Below are 17,707 nucleotides of genomic sequence, written 5' to 3'. Positions count from 1 at the left end.
AACCCCCTTGAAGACGACGAGGTAGATAGGGCAGAGGTGGAAGTGTGGTAACACACGCAGCTGACTGTTACTAATCGGGTGAGGGCTTGACCAACTAGCCGAGGAAGCGGGCAGGATGTAGCAGAAATGGGGCGGAGCAAGCTTGCTTGTGGAGAACCATTTATGATGCAGACTGAACATTTGCGAAGCAAATGACATCGAACGACGAAGTCGTGAGATGCCCCCCGCTGGAGTAGCCTACTAAACAGGCGATGCAGCTTTAGCTGCGAGCCCGTGAAAAAAAGGCAAATCGGCACGCAGGTTAAAATTGATTCAACAAAACGATTAACCATCAACAAAGCATGTATGTAGTTTTGAATATACAATCGTAAGAAAGTGGCTTAAACAGCCACTTTTTTTGTGCTATAATAAAAAAATACGTTATCATCAATGTCCCTGTCAACTGAAAAAAGTTTTTCTATTCACAGTCCACAGCAAAACGAAAGGATTTATTTATGAAAACATTATACGTATCAGATCTTGATGGAACTCTTTTACGAAAAAATGAAACTTTATCCCCATATACAATAAAAACAATCAATGCGTTAACTTCTTCAGGCATGTTATTTTCCTATGCAACAGCTCGTTCCTTAAATACGGCAAAAAAAGTAACAGAAGGCCTTAACACACATTTCCCTCTTATTATATACAATGGGGCATTTGTGAAAGATAATATAACAGAGGAAATCCTTATTGCCAATTATTTTGAAGAAGACATATATGATGTATTGAGAGATCTTTTTGCACACGAAATATATCCGATCATATATTCATATCAGAATAATATTGAAAAGTTTTCTTATATACCGGCAAAGGCAACAAGTGGAATGCAGACATTTTTAAACAGCCGGAAGGGCGACAAACGTACGAATATTGTAACTACAGAGTCTGAACTGATGTATGGAGATCTTTTTTATATCACCTGCATTGATAAGCCGGAGAAGCTGGAACCATTTTATCATAAATACAAAAATAAATATCACGTTGTTTATCAGGAAGATATCTATACAGGAGAGCAGTGGCTGGAGATCATGCCGCAAAAAGCATCTAAAGCGCAGGCTGCTTTGCAGTTAAAACAAAAACTGGAATGTGACAGATTAGTTGTTTTTGGTGATGGAAAAAATGATATTGATATGTTTGAAATAGCGGATGAAGCCTATGCAGTGGAAAATGCAGTAAATGAACTGAAAGCTGTGGCAACTGGGGTCATCGGCTCCAATGAAAACGACGGAGTGGCGAAATATCTCCAAAAAATATCTATTTCCAAACCAACTGTTTTATGATATCATATAGCTTAACCTGCGGAAAATGGAGGTTATAAGACATGAATCATATTGAAGAAAAGATCATTCAGACTATAGATGAACACAGAGACGAGATCATAGCCTTTGCGAAGGATATCCAGAGTCATCCGGAGCCGGGGTTTTATGAGGAGAGAACAGCCGCACATGTAGCGGCTTTTTTGCGTGGCCTGGGACTTCGGGTGCATGGAGGACTTGCACGCACAGGGGTTCGCGCAGAGTGGATGGAACAGGACGGACCGAACATTACGATTATTGGAGAACTTGATGCCATCGGATGTAAGTCACATCCGATGGCTGATCCCGTTAACGGGACAGCACATGCATGCGGACACCACGCACAGATTGCAGCCATGATCGGCGCAGCATTGGCACTGACCAATGAGGAGGTTCAAGCCTCTCTGTCTGGGTCCGTATCTTTTTTTGCCGTTCCGGCGGAAGAATACATTGATGCAGATAAACGTGCACGGCTTCGGAAAGAGGGAATCGGCTTCCCGGCATCCGGAAAAAGCGAGCTGCTCCGGCTTGGAGAATTTGATCATTCAGACATTATTTTGACCACACATGTGCACATGATGCCGGTAGAAGAAGATTTTTACCTGGGAAATGCGGCATGCAACGGATTTTCCGCAGAGCGTGTCACAGTAAGAGGAAAAGCCGCGCACGCAGCCATCGATCCATGGGATGGAGTGAATGCCTTAAGCATTACTTCCAGTGCCATTCAGATGATGGGACTGATGCGGGAAACTTTTCGGGAGGAAGATCATGTGCGCCTTCACAACGTGATTCGAAAAGCCGGGGACGTGATCAATGCGGTTCCTGACGAGGCGGTGATCGAAACAAAAGTCCGCGCGGCATCCCTGGATGCGATCCGTGCAACACAGGAAAAAATGGACCGTGCCTATGACGGAGCTGCCTATGCTTTTGGCGGTACGATCGAGAGAGAAACGCTTCAGGGATATATGCCGATCCTGCACAGAGGCGCGGACAAAGTAATGGAGGAATCCGTAAAACTTCTGGATGTGACATACCGGTGTTCAAAACCGGAAGATTTTAATAACGCCTGTACGGATGTGGGAGATATGACCCATCTGTTTCCAGTACTGAATTTCACATTCGGAGGATTTGAGGGAAAACTCCACGGAGCAGATTTTCAGATCGTAGATGAAGAACTGGCCTATATCAAACCAGCCAAACTTCTGGCACTGACTACTTACCGCCTTCTCTGCAATCATGCAAAAGAAGCAGAAAAAATCTGTCAGAAATTTAAACCTGTATTTAATAAAGAGACTTATTGTCAGTATATAAGGGATAATTTTCATGAGAATGAGTAATTAACCGAATCAGGGAGGTTCCCTGCGGGGTACGGATATCTGTATCATAGTAAATAAAAGGAGAACTAAATGTCCGAAATTTCATTAGAACTCAAAAATATAAAAAAGAGTTTCCAGGAAGGGGAGGACGTCCTGGAAAGCATCTGTCTTACAGCAAAGAAGGGAGAATTTGTCACTTTGCTGGGATCTTCCGGCTGTGGAAAAACCACTACATTGCGGATCATCGCAGGTCTGGAGCAGCCTGATTCCGGCCAGGTTTTCTTAAACGGAAAAGATGTGACATCCCTGGAACCGAACCAGCGAAATGTGAACACCGTGTTTCAGAATTATGCACTTTTTCCCCATATGAATGTAGCAGATAATATTGGCTATGGTCTGAAATTGAAGAAAACGCCGAAAGCGGAGATTAGCAGAAGAGTAAAAGAAATGCTGGAACTGGTTCAGCTTTCCGGATTTGAGAAGCGGAAGCCGTCAGAACTTTCCGGCGGTCAGCGTCAGCGTGTAGCCATTGCCAGAGCTCTTGTGAACAATCCGGAAGTCCTTCTTCTGGATGAACCCCTTGGCGCACTGGATCTGCAGCTGAGGCGTGCCATGCAGCACGAGCTGAAACGCCTGCAGAAGAAGCTGGGGATTACGTTTATCTATATCACCCACGACCAGGAAGAAGCCATCAATATGTCTGACACGATCGCAGTGATGAACCACGGCCGCTTTGAGCAGATCGGAACGCCGGATGAGATCTATAACCACCCGAAGACCAGTTATGTGGCGACATTTGTAGGAAATGCAAATATCCTTACCGGTGTTGTGGAAAACATTGGTACAGAGGAAACAGGCGATACTTCCAAACTGATCACAGTAAGAACTGACGCCGGAAAAGTAAAAGTATCAATGAACAATGCTAATATCACGGCTGAATCAGACAAGGAATATCTGCTCCAAAAAGGAGAAAAGGTCACCATTGCGGTAAGAAGTGAAAATATCCGATTTGAAGAAAATAATGACTGTGATGGCTTAAATGCCGAAGTCATTGAAAAAACTTTTGCCGGCGGTCAGCTCCGTGTTGTTTTGAAAACTTCGGAAGGGCAGGAAATCGTGGCAAGTCGTTATGGCATTGATACAAATGTCAGCGTAGGAGAAAAGGTACGCTGCTGTTTTCTTCCCACAGATGCCGTGCTGGTGGACCGGGGAGGCACCAATGCGTAAGCGCGGCGCAGGCTCCGTATGGATGATCCTGCCGCTGTATCTCTTCACACTGATCTTCGTTGCGCTGCCTCTTCTGTATGTGATCGCATTGAGCTTTTCCACAGCAGACGGCGGCTATGGTGTGAACTGGAAATTTACTCTGGATAATTACAAACAGATCCTGGAGCCCGTATATCTGCAGACTTTTACAGGATCTTTTCGCCTTGCCATTACAAGTACCCTGATCATCTGCCTGGTGGGTTATCCTTTCGGATATTTTATGGCAAAACTTTCCGAGGGAAAAAAGAAGCTTGCCATGTTGTTCCTGATGCTGCCTTTCTGGGTGAATTCTCTGATCCGTCTGTACGGCTGGATCATCATTCTCCAGAAAAAGGGACTACTGAACTATCTGTTGATGAAATTTGGTATTATCCAGGAGCCTTTAAAAATTCTGTACAGCTATCCTGCCATTGTGATCGGTATGATCTATGTATTGTTGCCGTTTATGGCACTGTCCGTATATTCCAGTGCGGAAAAGCTGGACTGGTCACTGGTGGAGGCAGCCAGAGATCTGGGAGCCAGCAGATGGAAAGCATTCTGGAGCGTCACTTTTAAGCTGACTTTACCGGGACTTCTTTCCGGAGTGATCCTTACTTTTATTCCGTCTATGGGCCTGTTTTTTATTGCGGATATCCTGGGCGGAAACAAGATCGTACTGGTTGGAAGCCTGATCCAGGAGCAGATGACAAGAGGAAATAACTGGCCTTTTGCCGCGGCACTGGCGGTAGTACTGATGATACTGACCACGCTGATGATCGTACTGTACAGGAAGATCACCAATGTGAAGGAACTGGAGGGAATCGGATGAAAAAGAACTCAAAACTTTCAGGACTGTACCTGGGAATCCTGTTTTTCCTTATGTATCTGCCCATTGGCGTGGTAGTGGTATTTTCGTTTAATGAAGCAAGACTTCCGGTGCGTTTTACCGGATTTTCCCTGAAATGGTATCAGGAACTGTTTCATGACAGAGATCTGATCCAGGCATTGAAAAACAGCCTGATTCTGGCTATATCCAGTTGCGGGGTATCTGCAGTGATCGGAACGCTGGGGGCTGTAGGACTTTCCAGGATCCACTGGAAAACAAAAGGGGTGATGGAGTACATTTCCATTCTGCCTCTGATGATCCCGGAGATCATTCTGGGAATGGTACTGATGGCATTTTTCTATATGCTGAACCTGCCATTTGGAATGCTGACACTTCTGATCGGACACACGGTTTTCTGCGTGCCCTATATTTTAATGGAAGTAAAAGCACGGCTTGTGGGAATGGACCCGTCCCTGGAAGAGGCAGCCAGAGATCTTGGCGCCGGTTCTTTCCGGGCATTCTGGGACATTACCCTGCCTCTGATCATGCCGGCTGTCATATCCGGCTCTCTGCTGGCTTTTGCCATGTCCATGGATGATGTGGTGATCAGCATTTTTGTGACCGGTCCGCGTGTATCCACGCTGCCGATAAAAGTTTACACACAGATGAAAACAGGCGTTACGCCGGAGATCAATGCACTTTGTACTATGATGCTGGGAGTGATCCTCCTTGTGCTGGCCGTGTATCTGATCATGGGAAAACGCGGGAAGGGGAATAAGAGAGATGAGCAATAAACTGATCGAGTTAAAAAATCTCACAAAAAATTTTGATGACCAGCAGGTGCTCCGGGGAATCAACCTGGATATCCACGAAAACGAATTCCTTACGCTTCTGGGACCCAGCGGTTGTGGAAAAACAACAACCTTGAGGATCATCGCAGGATTTGAGGAACCAAGCGGTGGAGAGGTGCTGTTTAACGGCATTGAGATCTCCAAGCTTCCTCCATATAAAAGGGAGATCAATACGGTATTCCAGAAATATGCGCTGTTTCCACATCTTAATGTTATGGACAATATCGGTTTCGGCCTGAATCTGAAAAAAGTAGATAAAACTGTCATTGAGCAGAAAGTCAAAAGAATGCTGAAGATGGTAGGTCTGGAAGGTTTCGAAAAAAGAGACGTCACCCTTCTTTCCGGCGGTCAGCAGCAGCGAGTTGCCATTGCCAGAGCTCTTGTCAATGAGCCGAAAGTCCTTCTTCTGGATGAGCCTCTTGGAGCTCTGGATGCCAAGATCCGTAAACAGATGCAGATCGAGCTGAAAAAGATCCAGAGAGAAGTAGGAATCACTTTCATCTATGTTACCCATGACCAGGAAGAGGCTCTCTCCATGTCCGATACCGTAGTTGTTATGAACAACGGTGAGATCCAGCAGATCGGAAGCCCGACAGACATCTACAATGAGCCGGAAAACCGTTTTGTGGCAGGTTTTATCGGAGAATCCAATATTATAGAAGGAACGATGATCAAAGATTTCCTGGTAGAGTTTGATGGTTTCCAGTTTGAATGTGTGGATAAGGGATTTGAGGACAACGAAGCCATTGAGGTGGTTCTCCGTCCGGAGGATCTGGATATTGTGGAACCGGATCAGGCCAAGATCAGAGGAACTGTACGGAACATTACGTTCAAAGGTGTTCATTATGAGATCCTGATCGAGACGGAGCTTCGCACATACATGGTGCACACTACCGATTATGCGGAAGTGGGACGAGAAGTAGGACTGAAGTTTGGTCCTGAGGATATCCATGTTATGTGCAGAATGGGAGGATACTAATGAAACAGTTCAAACATCTGATCAAGCCGTACATCATCTGGGCTTCGATCCTGATCGTGGTACCACTGATCCTGATCGTACTTTATGCGTTTACCTCAGATGGAAATGAAGTTCTGACTTTACATTTTACATGGGCGAATTTTGCAAAATTCCTGGAAACTACTTATTTAAGTGTTATTTTGAAATCTTTTCGCCTGGGTATCCTGACCACATTGATCTGTCTTGTGTGCGGATATCCGCTGGCATATATTATTTCCAAATACTCCGAGAAGGTGCAGAGTTTTCTCATCCTTATGGTTACGATCCCCATGTGGATCAACATGCTCCTTCGTACTTATGCATGGATGAATATTCTTTCAGACAATGGTCTGGTGAACAACCTTCTGAAAATGCTGGGAATTTCACCGATCACCATGATGTATACAGATTTTTCGGTTATTGTGGGCCTTGTCTGTAATTTCATGCCGTTTATGATCATTCCGATCCATACTTCTTTAAGTAAAATGGATAAATCACTGATCGAGGCGGCCAATGACCTTGGGGCCAATCCATTCCAGACCTTCTGGAAAGTCACCTGGAAGCTTTCCATGCCAGGTGTGGTCAATGGTGTTATGATGGTATTCCTTCTGTCCATCTCAACTTTCGTTATTCCGAAGCTTCTTGGCGGCGGTCAGTACATGCTGATCGGTAACCTGATCGAGTCACAGTTTATTTCCGTAGGTGACTGGAACTTTGGAAGTGCCATCTCTCTGATCCTGGCAGTGATCATCCTGATCTTTATGAGCCTGATGAAGAAGATGGACACCCAGGACGATTAAAGGAGGCAGGAGATGAAAAGAAAAAATACCATATTTTCAAAATTATATGTAGTGCTGTGTCTGGCATTTTTTTACCTGCCGATCCTTGTGACTATGATTTTTTCCTTTAACTCGTCCAAGTCCCTGACCAGATTTACAGGATTTTCCCTGCGCTGGTACGGGGAGCTGATCAACAACATGGAGATCAGCAAGGCAGTTTATGTTTCTGTCACAGTGGCAATCCTGGCAACAATTATTTCCACAGTGCTGGGAACTATTACAGCCATCGGCCTTTCCAAATCCAGAAAAGTACTGAAGGAACTGGTACTTACCATCAATAACTTTCCGATCCTGAACCCGGAGATCGTAACAGCTATCGGTCTGATGCTTCTGTTTTCTTCTCTGGGAATGACGAAAGGTTATCTGACCATGCTGCTGGCACATATCGCGTTCTGTACGCCTTATGTAATTACCAGTGTATATCCGAAGGTGCGAAACCTGGACCCGAACCTGGCCAATGCGGCGATGGATCTTGGTGCAACGCCATATCAGGCCCTTACAAAAGTTATCGTGCCTATGATCAAAGAGGGAATTTTTGCGGGAGCGCTTCTGGCATTTACCATGTCCTTTGACGATTTCGTAATTTCCTACTTTGTTTCCGGAAATGGAGTAAAAAATATCTCCATCGTTGTATATAATATGACGAAGCGTATCAATCCGACCATCAACGCACTGTCAACGCTCGTGATCGTGGTGATCGTACTGGTATTACTGTTTGCAAATCTGATACTGCCGAAGCTTCAGGATTCTACAGTAAAGAAGATGAATCCGAGAACAAGAAAGATCGTGGCAGCAGTTACGGCTGTGATCCTGGTGGTCGTTTTTGGAAAATGGACGCTTGTAAGCCAGGGAAGCCATGTACTCCGTGTATATAATGCCGGTGAATATATGGATCTGAACCTGATCGACAAATTTGAAAAACAGTATAACTGTACCATTGTCTATGAGACGTTTGAGTCCAACGAGATGATGTATACAAAACTTGCCAGCGGTGAGACCTACGATGTTCTGGTACCTTCTGATTATATGATCGAGAGGCTGATCAAGGAAGAATACCTTCAGTCTATTGACTGGAAAAAGATTCCGAATAAGAAGAATCTTCTTCCTGAAGTACAGAACAAGGACTACGATCCAGGAAACCGTTATTCCTGCCCGTATTTCTGGGGAACAGTCGGAATCCTTTATAATAAGAATGTAGTATTACAGGACGATCTGGATAAAGAGGGCTGGAACATTCTTGCAGATGAGAAATATAAAGGAAATCTTTACATGTATGATTCCGAACGAGATTCCTTTATGATCGCCCTGAAAGCACTTGGATACTCCATGAATACCACAGATCTGGGCGAGATCCAGGAAGCCTATGAATGGCTGATCAACCAGCGTGATACCATGGACCCAATCTATGCAGGAGATGATGTCATCGACAATATGATCTCCGGAAACAAGGCAATGGCAGTGGTATATTCAGGAGATGCTTCTTATATTATCAGTGAAAATCCGGATCTTTCCTATTATACACCCGAGCAGGGAACCAACACATGGTATGATGCCATGGTCATCACCAAAGACTGTAATGAGGTAGATCTGGCCCATGAGTTTATCAATTTTATGCTGGATGACGAAAATGCTCTTTCCAATACCGAAGAAGTAGGATATACTTCTACTGTAAAAAGTGCGTTCGAGGAGATGAAAAACGGAACTTATGAGGGAATTGATTCCTATATTCCGCAGATCGATAATCCAAAGAATGAAATCTTCGGATACCAGAAGCCAAAGATCAAGCAGAAATTCGCAGAGCTTTGGACCAAGGTAAAAGCAAAATAACAAGACGTCAGAGAGAGACATGAAGGAGGTTCTATGAAAGCAAAAAAAGCGGCAGCGATCATGTTATGTGCGGCACTTGGAGCATCTATGGTAACAGGTGTCAGCGTCAGTGCAAAGGATAAAGATGAACTGGTACTTTACACATGGGACGGAATGGTTCCGCAGGAAGTGCTGGATGATTTTGAAAAAGAAACAGGAACCAAGGTTGTTTACTCTAACTTTGATACCGATGAGACCATGCTTGAGAAACTTTCCCAGGCAAAAGGCGGCGATTACGATGTGGTAATTGCAGATGATTACATTATCGACAGTGCGGTAAAAGAAGGACTTGTCCAGAAGATCGACAAGGATACTGTTACCAATTTCGGAAACATCAATCCGCTTTTCCAGGGACAGTTTTATGATCCGGATGACGAGTACACCGTACCATACGGTGCAGGAATTCCGCTGATCGTTTATGATCCGGATCAGGTAGATATCGACATCAAAGGATACAAAGATCTCTGGGATGAATCCCTGAAAGACAGCGTGGCGATCATCGGAAATTACCGTGTAATTGCCGGAATCACACAGCTTTCCATGGGTGAGAGCATGAATGAAGAGGATGTGGATGTGATTGCCAAGACCGGTGAGAAACTGAAGGAGCTTGCACCGAATATCCGTATGATCCAGGATGATAATACACAGAATGCACTTCTCAATGGAGAGGCAAGTGTGGCATTCCTCTACACATCCCAGGTAACACAGGCGCTGAAGGATAACCCGGACCTGAAGGTGGTTTATCCGGAGGAAGGTCTTGGATTTGGTATTCTTGGAACTTTTATCCCAAGTGAGGCACCGAATGCGGAGGCTGCCAATGAATTTATCAACTATATCCTGCAGCCGGAAGTAACTGCAAAATGCATCAATTCTGTAGGTTACTACAACACAAACAAGGCAGCAGATGATCTGGTAGATGAGAACCTGGTTGTGCCGGATGATGTGACCAAAGGCGAGATCGTGCAGAACGTAAGCCAGGAAGCAGAGCAGGAATACAATAAGATCTGGACAGAATTTAAAGCTGCCTGCGATTAAGGCGGACAGACCAGTAAGGGGGTTTTTCAGATGGAAATATACAAAGGCACATCCGCTTTTTCCGGAATAGCCATTGGAAAAATACTGTATTACCACAGGGGCGAATACCAGATCCGTCAGTCTATGGTAGACAATGTAAAAAAAGAGCTGGATCGTCTGGACCATGCAAGGACAGCAGTAAAGACCCAGATCCAGCATATGTATAAAAACGGAGCACCCCTCCCAAAAGAGCAGGAGCTGACATTGAAACGTCAGCTGAAGCTCTTAAGCGGAGGCAGTTTCCAGCGGGCTGTAGAGAGCATGATCACAACAGAAAAGGTTAGTGCGGCTTATGCGGTCCAGACAACCAGAGATGAGCTTGCCAATGTATTTCGCAAGCTGGAAGATGAGGCTGTCAAGGAACAGATCGAAAATATCCGGGAGATCTCAGAACTTCTGATCGGCGCCATGGGTGGTTCCCATGCGCGGATCAATCTGGGAGATGAGCCGGTGATCCTTGCGGCAGAGCAGCTTTCCCCAAATGAACTTCTGGAGATGAACAAATCCAGCCTTCTGGCAATAGTCATGCATCAGGGATCAATCATTTCCCATGTATCGATTATGGCGAAATCCATGGCAGTGCCTACACTGGTGGAAGTGGAGATACAGAAGGAGTGGGACGGCCATATGGCCATTGTGGATGGATATACAGGAACTCTGTATATTGATCCGGAACCGGAACTTCTGAAAGAATATGAGATCCGCCACAGGGCAGATATGGAAGAACGGGAAGAACTCTTAAGACTTCGTAATCAGGAGGATATCACAGCCGATGGAAAACAGATCAAACTTCTGGCCAATATCGGAAATCTGGATGATCTGAATACGGTTCTTTATTACGGAGCTACAGGCATCGGTCTCCTTCGAAGTGAATTTCAGTATCTTGGAAGAGAAAATTATCCAAGAGAGAACGAGCTGTTCCGTGCTTATAAGAAGGTAGCGGAGGATATGGAAGGCCGTCCGGTTGTGATCCGTACCGTAGATCTGGGTGCAGACCGGCAGGCAGAATATATGGCCATCCCGGATGAAGTCAATCCTATGATGGGAAACCGCGGTATCCGACTTTGCCTTGACCGGAAAAAAATGTTCAAAGCCCAGCTTCGTGCCATTTACCGGGCAAGTGCCTATGGAAACATCAGTCTGATGTATCCGATGATCACATCGGAGGAAGAACTGGATGAGATCGAAAAACTGATCCAGGAGGTAAAAAAAGGCCTGGATGAGAAGAATATTCCCTACAAAAATATCCGTACCGGAATCATGATCGAAACACCGGCTGCAGTTATGATCAGCGAAGAACTGGGAAAACGTGTGGATTTCTTAAGCCTTGGAACCAATGACCTGACCCAGTATACCCTGGCTATGGACAGGCAGAATCTTCTTCTGAAAAACAAATACAATGACCATCATCCTGCGCTTGTGAAGATGATCCGGATGGTGACAGAAGCAGGACATAAATCCGGATGTAATGTTTACATATGTGGGGAGCTGGCAGCAGATTCCAATCTCACAGAGAAATTTATCCAGATGGGTGTGGACGGACTTTCCGTTGTGCCGGCTTGCGTACTTCCTGTACGGAAGGCAATCCGTGCGGCGTATGCGGACGCGGCAAACCGACGGTCAGAGAAATAGTATCCAGTCAAATAAAAATCCTGAGAATTTCTATGTTTATATTTCACATAGGATTCTCAGGATTTTTTGTATATTTACAATTCGTTCGTTTTACTGCTTACTCGTAACAAAATAGCTGCAGGACGGTTATCGAAGTCCAAGCACCTGGGCAGTTTCCGAAATAAATTCCGGTGTGGTACCACAGCATCCGCCGATTACAGAAGCTCCGTTTTCAACAAGTACCTTCATGTAACCTGCAAAATCAGCAGGTGTCATGCTGTAAACGGCATTACCAAGATCATCGATCTGCGGCATTCCCGCGTTCGGTTTGGCGATAACCGGAATGGAAACATTCTCTTTGATATTACGGACAACAGATACCAGCTGATCCGGACCAACAGAGCAGTTGATGCCGACTGCACTGGCACCGGCAGCTTCGAGGGACATAGCAGCCTCTACGGCATTGCCGCCGCTGAAGATACTTCCGTCTGCTTCTACAGTTACAGTACAGATGATCGGAAGGTCGCAGACACTCTGGCAGGCATCTACAGCAGCCAGTGTCTCTTCAATATTGATCATGGTTTCCGCTACGATCAGATCTACGCCAGCATCCCGGAGATAACCGATCTGCTCCTGATAGGTTTCAAAGGCTTTTTCGTAGGTCATATCACCGGCCGGGGCCATCATCTTACCGGTTGTGGTGATATCTCCCGCAACATAAACGCCCTCCGGTGTGATCTCTTTGGTGTAGCCGGCCAGGGTATGGTTGATCTGCTCAATCTGATCTTCCAGACCGTGCATGGTGAGATTGATGCGGTTTCCACCGAATGTAGGTGCATAAATAATATGGCTTCCTGCTTCAATATAAGCTTTCTGAAGGGACTGGATCACATCTTTGTGCTCAAGCACCCAGCTCTCTGTGCAGACACCTCTTGGCATTCCTGCTTTCATCAGGTTGGAACCGGTAGCACCATCCAGCAGCAGGACATGGTTCTCAGTCAGTTTCTGAAATTCCTGTTTTGTCATATGTTTATATCCTCCTTATGGCAGCCAATCACGGTTGGCAAAAAAAATAAGGCTCCTCCTGTAACTGCTGCACTCATTGCCGTGTATCTATTTTAACATAGGAGAGAAGAATAATAAAGACCTTGCGTAATAAATGGACGGATTGTATAATAGCCACTAGGCATATCACAGAGCGGAATAGAAATGTCCGCTTTACAGCTTTGGGAACAGAAACCAGAAGATACAGGTAAATAAAAAGAAAGGATTGTTTTGATGAAGGGACTTTATGATATTCACTGCCATATTCTGCCGGGGGTGGATGATGGCGCCAGGAATATGGAAGAAGCCTTATGGATGCTGAACAAGGAATATAAAGACGGAGTACGTCATGTGATTCTGACTCCTCATTTCCGATATGAGATGTTTGAACCACATATGAATATTGTAACGAGAGGTTTTATGCAACTGAGAAGAGAGATCGTAAATATTGGCCAGGGCGATATGCAGATTTATCTTGGATGTGAACTGCATTCCAGTATGGATATGGTGGAATGTCTGAAAAAGGGCAGGAGACTTACCATGGCCGGCTCCAGGTATGTACTTGTGGAATTTAGTAATAACGATGAAAAGAGCTATATTGAAGAACGGATCAGAAGTCTTTTGATGTACGGTTTTATTCCGATTATTGCACATGCGGAGAGATATAGTGCCACAAGAAATGATGTTCGTTTTCTTTCAGAGCTGAGAGAAGCCGGTGCTTATATTCAGATCAATGCGGACACTATCAGTGGACACAGCGGCTTCGGAGCAAAAATGTATGCAAAAAAGCTCATGAAACAGGGACTGCTGGATTTTGTGGGATCTGACGGACACAGGCAGAATGAGCGGATTCCGGAAATTGGAAGATGTGTGGAAAAAGTGGAAAAAACCATGGGGACGGAATACGCAAAAAAAATATTTATCAAAAATCCCCGTAAGATCACAGGGCGATAGGGAAAAAGTATTTATCGCAAAAGAGAAGAATTTGTGATATACTTTCACAGGAAAGCTTTTATACATATTATAATATAGAAGAAATAAGTCATCCGCAAAATGAAACGTATGATTTCAGAGTATTATAGCAATAAGAATAATAGCAGTAGTTGGATTGATAAAACAAAGGAGACTGGAAATATGTGTGGAATTGTAGGTTTTACAGGTAAGCATCAGGCAGCACCGATTTTACTGGACGGTCTTTCCAAACTGGAATACAGAGGATATGATTCTGCCGGTATTGCAGTGCGTGACGGAGAGAATGAGACAGAAGTCATCAAAGCAAAAGGGCGCCTTAAAGTTCTGATTGAAAAAACAAACGGAGGAGAATCTGTTCCGGGAACCTGTGGCATTGGCCATACAAGATGGGCAACACACGGGGAACCGTCAGAAACCAATGCACATCCTCATGTCAGCGACGATGGAAATGTGGTTGCCGTACACAACGGTATCATCGAAAACTATCAGGAACTGAAAGAAAAACTTCTTCGTAAAGGTTATACGTTTTATTCTGCAACAGATACGGAAGTTGCGGTAAATCTTGTAGATTATTATTATAAGAAATATGGAAAATCACCGGTTGAGGCAGTCAGCCATGCGATGGTACGCATCAGAGGTTCCTATGCACTCGCCATGATGTTCCGTGATTATCCGGGAGAGATTTTTGTAGCAAGAAAAGACAGCCCGATGATTCTGGGTGTGGGAGACGGGGAGTCTTATATTGCTTCCGATGTTCCGGCGATTCTGAAATATACAAGAAATGTTTATTATATTGGAAATCTGGAGATGGCTCATGTGAAAAGGGGAGAGATCACCTTTTACAATCTGGATGGCGAAGAAATTGAAAAAGAACCAAAGAAGATTGATTGGGATGCAGAAGCTGCTGAAAAGGCTGGATATGAGCACTTTATGATGAAAGAAATCCACGAGCAGCCGAAAGCGGTTTCCGATACCATCAATTCTGTTGTAAAAGATGGAAAGATTGACCTTTCCGGTGTGGGAATGGATGAAGAAACGATCCGGAATATCAGCCAGATTTATATTGTGGCCTGTGGATCTGCATACCATGTCGGCATGGCAGCTCAGTATGTTCTGGAAGATCTGGCGCGTATCCCGGTACGTGTGGAGCTTGCATCAGAGTTCCGTTATCGTAATCCAATTCTGGACAAAAACGGCCTTGCGATCATCGTCAGTCAATCCGGAGAGACAGCAGACAGCCTTGCGGCACTTCGTGAATGCAAAGCCAGAGGAATCCGTACCCTTGCCATTGTCAATGTAATTGGATCTTCCATTGCTAGGGAAGCAGATAATGTATTTTATACACTTGCCGGCCCGGAAATTTCTGTGGCTACCACAAAAGCTTACAGCACACAGCTGATTGCTTCCTATATTCTGGCTCTTCAGTTTGCAAAAACAAGAGAAGAAATTACAGAAGAACAGTGTGATGCATATATAAAAGAACTGCAGACACTTCCGGAGAAAATTGAGAAAATTCTTGAGGATAAGGAACGTCTCCAGTGGTTCGCATCCAAGCAGGCCAATGCCAAGGATATTTTCTTTATCGGAAGAGGAATTGATTATGCGATCAGCCTTGAGGGAAGCCTTAAAATGAAAGAAATCAGTTACATTCATTCAGAGGCCTATGCGGCAGGAGAACTGAAGCATGGAACAATTTCTCTGGTGGAGGACGGAACTCTTGTGATCGGCGTTCTTACCCAGCCGAGCCTCTATGAAAAAACAGTGAGCAATATGGTAGAGTGTAAGAGCCGTGGCGCTTATCTGATGGGGCTTACCACATTTGGAAATTATAATATTGAGGACACTGCGGACTTTACCGTTTATATCCCGAAAACAGATCCGCATTTTGCCACTTCACTGGCTGTAATTCCGTTACAGCTTCTGGGCTATTATGTAAGTGTAAATAAGGGTCTTGATGTAGATAAGCCAAGAAACCTTGCAAAAAGTGTTACTGTAGAATAATTTCCTTACCAAGGAGGAGTGCATATGAAAAAAATAGGAAAACATATTCCGGGGCTGATTGTAATGCTGGTAGTTCTGGCAACTGCTGTTGTATTTGCAGGAATGCTCCTGAATATGAAAGTGATCCCGACAAAATTCATCGCAGTGATCAGTCTGGTTATGCTGATTCTGGTACTGATTGTCGGAGCACTTGTATGGAACACAGACAAAAAAATACGTTTTGTTCTGGGAGTATTGATTGCCGCTATTCTGGGTGCGGCGTTTATTCTTGGAAGCATGTATGTTTATCAGACCCATTCAGCACTTGCGGATATTTCCGGTGTGAATACAGAGGTCACGGAAGTTGGAATATATGTCCGTGCGGATGATTCTGCTGATTCGATAGCGGCAACTGCGGACTATGTATATGGTGTCCTTACAGATCTTGACCGTGAGAATTCCGATAAGGCTATTCAGGAGGTAGATTCTGAAGCCGGAAAAAGTGTCAAGGTTCAGGAATTTGCAGGGCTTACAGAGCTCGTTGACGGCCTTCTGAACGGACAGACAGGGGCCATCGTTCTGAACAGCGCCTATCTGAGCGTGATAGAGGAGATGGATGGATATTCAGATGTTTCATCCAGAATCCGTGAACTGACAGTAAAAAAAGTGGAAACAACCATTGAGCCGCAGCAGACGGAACAGAAATCTGAAGACAGCGCAGATAAAGGAACGGTTTATACAATCTTTATCAGCGGTATTGACAGCAGAAGCGGATTGGTTGCCAAGAGCAGAAGTGATTCCAACATTGTGGCAACTGTAAACACAGATACCCACCAGGTTCTGCTGGTGTCTACACCACGTGATTATTTTGTGCCGCTTTCAATTTCCGGCGGACAGAAAGATAAGCTGACCCATGCGGGAATCTATGGCATTAATGTATGTATGGATACTCTGGGAATGCTTTACAATGAAGATATCAATTACTATTTCCGTATCAATTTTGCCGGATTCGAACAGCTGATTGATGCTCTTGGTGGTATTACCGTTTATTCTGATTATGAATTTGATTCCAAGAATGAGGTAGGATATCACTTTAATCAAGGCGAGAACCAGATGAACGGAGAACAGGCACTGATTTTCAGTCGTGAGCGTTACTCCTTCCAGGAGGGAGACCGCCAGCGCGGAAAGAATCAGATGGCCGTAATCAAGGGCGTAATCAATAAAGCGCTTTCTCCGGAACTCCTGAAAAATTATTCTTCCGTACTTTCCAGCATCCAGGGATGTTTTGAGACAAATATCTCCTATGAGGAAATTGCCGGTATTCTGCAGAAGCAGCTGAATAACGGGGGAGACTGGAATATTGTAAGCTACAGTGTAAATGGTACCGGTGACACACAGAAACCGTATTCCATGAGCCAGAAAGCATATGTTATGATTCCGGATGAGTCTACTGTTCAGAAGGCTGAAGAGATGATGAAGAAGGTCCGTGACGGTGAGACTGTTTCCCAGGAGGAAGCAGATGCAGATGCATCTGCGGCCGCAGCTACGGATACAGATACGCAGTCTGCTGCTGCAGAAACTACAGACACAGCAGCACAGAATGCAACAGATACACAGGCAGCAGATAGTGGTGCAGCACAGTAGTAAACGAAATAAAGCGTAGAAAAACCGCCAGGCGGTGCAACTGGTATTCAGAACTTATTCTGAACCAGTGTACCGCAGGCGGTTTTTAGTTTTTGATAAAATTAT

At 44.8% G+C, this 17,707-nt stretch carries 14 protein-coding genes and 1 rRNA gene; 14 read left to right on the top strand and 1 reads right to left on the bottom strand.

Going from position 1 to position 17,707, the window contains the following annotated elements; all coding sequences use genetic code 11:
* The 11 genes from G5B06_RS18805 to ptsP form a co-directional block, all read left to right on the top strand.
* A 23S ribosomal RNA gene (locus G5B06_RS18805) occupies positions 1 to 94 on the top strand; the annotation flags it as partial.
* Between the two features lie 400 nt (positions 95 to 494).
* Positions 495 to 1,322, top strand: coding sequence for an HAD family hydrolase (locus G5B06_RS15605; RefSeq protein ID WP_173762568.1), 828 nt, complete (start codon positions 495 to 497; stop codon positions 1,320 to 1,322).
* Positions 1,323 to 1,363: 41 nt separating this feature from the next.
* Complete coding sequence (locus tag G5B06_RS15600) at positions 1,364 to 2,674, top strand: amidohydrolase (RefSeq protein ID WP_173772475.1); 1,311 nt, start codon at positions 1,364 to 1,366, stop codon at positions 2,672 to 2,674.
* Positions 2,675 to 2,743: 69 nt separating this feature from the next.
* Positions 2,744 to 3,880, top strand: a complete 1,137-nt coding sequence (locus tag G5B06_RS15595) for an ABC transporter ATP-binding protein (RefSeq protein WP_173772473.1) — start codon at positions 2,744 to 2,746, stop codon at positions 3,878 to 3,880.
* Positions 3,873 to 4,727 carry an ABC transporter permease gene (locus G5B06_RS15590; protein ID WP_173772471.1) on the top strand — a complete coding sequence of 285 codons (855 nt, stop codon included), beginning with the start codon at positions 3,873 to 3,875 and terminating at the stop codon, positions 4,725 to 4,727. Before G5B06_RS15595 ends, G5B06_RS15590 begins: the two co-directional genes overlap by 8 nt.
* Positions 4,724 to 5,518, top strand: coding sequence for an ABC transporter permease (locus tag G5B06_RS15585; RefSeq protein WP_148448856.1), 795 nt, complete (start codon positions 4,724 to 4,726; stop codon positions 5,516 to 5,518). The genes G5B06_RS15590 and G5B06_RS15585 overlap by 4 nt, the downstream gene beginning before the upstream one ends.
* The gene (potA, locus tag G5B06_RS15580) at positions 5,508 to 6,554 is read left to right on the top strand and encodes a spermidine/putrescine ABC transporter ATP-binding protein (protein ID WP_021976527.1); all 1,047 of its coding nucleotides are present in this window, start codon (positions 5,508 to 5,510) and stop codon (positions 6,552 to 6,554) included. The genes G5B06_RS15585 and potA overlap by 11 nt, the downstream gene beginning before the upstream one ends.
* Positions 6,554 to 7,372: an ABC transporter permease gene (locus G5B06_RS15575; protein ID WP_021976528.1), complete on the top strand. Its 819-nt coding sequence runs from the start codon at positions 6,554 to 6,556 to the stop codon at positions 7,370 to 7,372. Before potA ends, G5B06_RS15575 begins: the two co-directional genes overlap by 1 nt.
* A gap of 12 nt (positions 7,373 to 7,384) precedes the next feature.
* Positions 7,385 to 9,238, top strand: a complete 1,854-nt coding sequence (locus G5B06_RS15570; RefSeq protein WP_173772470.1) for an extracellular solute-binding protein — start codon at positions 7,385 to 7,387, stop codon at positions 9,236 to 9,238.
* A gap of 33 nt (positions 9,239 to 9,271) precedes the next feature.
* On the top strand, positions 9,272 to 10,312 hold the full coding sequence (locus G5B06_RS15565) for a polyamine ABC transporter substrate-binding protein (protein WP_148448851.1): 1,041 nt from the start codon (positions 9,272 to 9,274) through the stop codon (positions 10,310 to 10,312).
* Positions 10,313 to 10,342: 30 nt separating this feature from the next.
* The gene (gene ptsP / locus G5B06_RS15560; RefSeq protein ID WP_173772469.1) at positions 10,343 to 11,983 is read left to right on the top strand and encodes a phosphoenolpyruvate--protein phosphotransferase; all 1,641 of its coding nucleotides are present in this window, start codon (positions 10,343 to 10,345) and stop codon (positions 11,981 to 11,983) included.
* Between the two features lie 126 nt (positions 11,984 to 12,109).
* Here the strand turns inward: ptsP and G5B06_RS15555 are convergent, their stop codons facing one another.
* Complete coding sequence (locus G5B06_RS15555) at positions 12,110 to 12,988, bottom strand: homocysteine S-methyltransferase family protein (RefSeq protein WP_173772468.1); 879 nt, start codon at positions 12,986 to 12,988, stop codon at positions 12,110 to 12,112.
* Positions 12,989 to 13,240: 252 nt separating this feature from the next.
* On the opposite strand from G5B06_RS15555, the gene G5B06_RS15550 reads away from it, so the two are divergent.
* The 3 genes from G5B06_RS15550 to G5B06_RS15540 all read left to right on the top strand — a co-directional run bounded on the left by G5B06_RS15550 (position 13,241) and on the right by G5B06_RS15540 (position 17,602).
* Complete coding sequence (locus G5B06_RS15550) at positions 13,241 to 13,960, top strand: CpsB/CapC family capsule biosynthesis tyrosine phosphatase (RefSeq protein WP_148448845.1); 720 nt, start codon at positions 13,241 to 13,243, stop codon at positions 13,958 to 13,960.
* A 180-nt stretch (positions 13,961 to 14,140) separates the two neighbouring features.
* Entirely contained in the window at positions 14,141 to 15,979 is a 1,839-nt protein-coding gene (gene glmS, locus G5B06_RS15545) for a glutamine--fructose-6-phosphate transaminase (isomerizing) (protein ID WP_173772467.1), read from the top strand.
* 24 nt (positions 15,980 to 16,003) lie between these two features.
* On the top strand, positions 16,004 to 17,602 hold the full coding sequence (locus tag G5B06_RS15540) for an LCP family protein (protein ID WP_173772466.1): 1,599 nt from the start codon (positions 16,004 to 16,006) through the stop codon (positions 17,600 to 17,602).
* The last annotated feature ends 105 nt before the right edge of the window (positions 17,603 to 17,707 follow it).

Origin of the sequence: Blautia luti (genome assembly GCF_013304735.1) — a bacterium.
Classification (GTDB): domain Bacteria; phylum Bacillota; class Clostridia; order Lachnospirales; family Lachnospiraceae; genus Blautia_A.
This window is presented reverse-complemented; position numbering and strand designations above follow the sequence as displayed.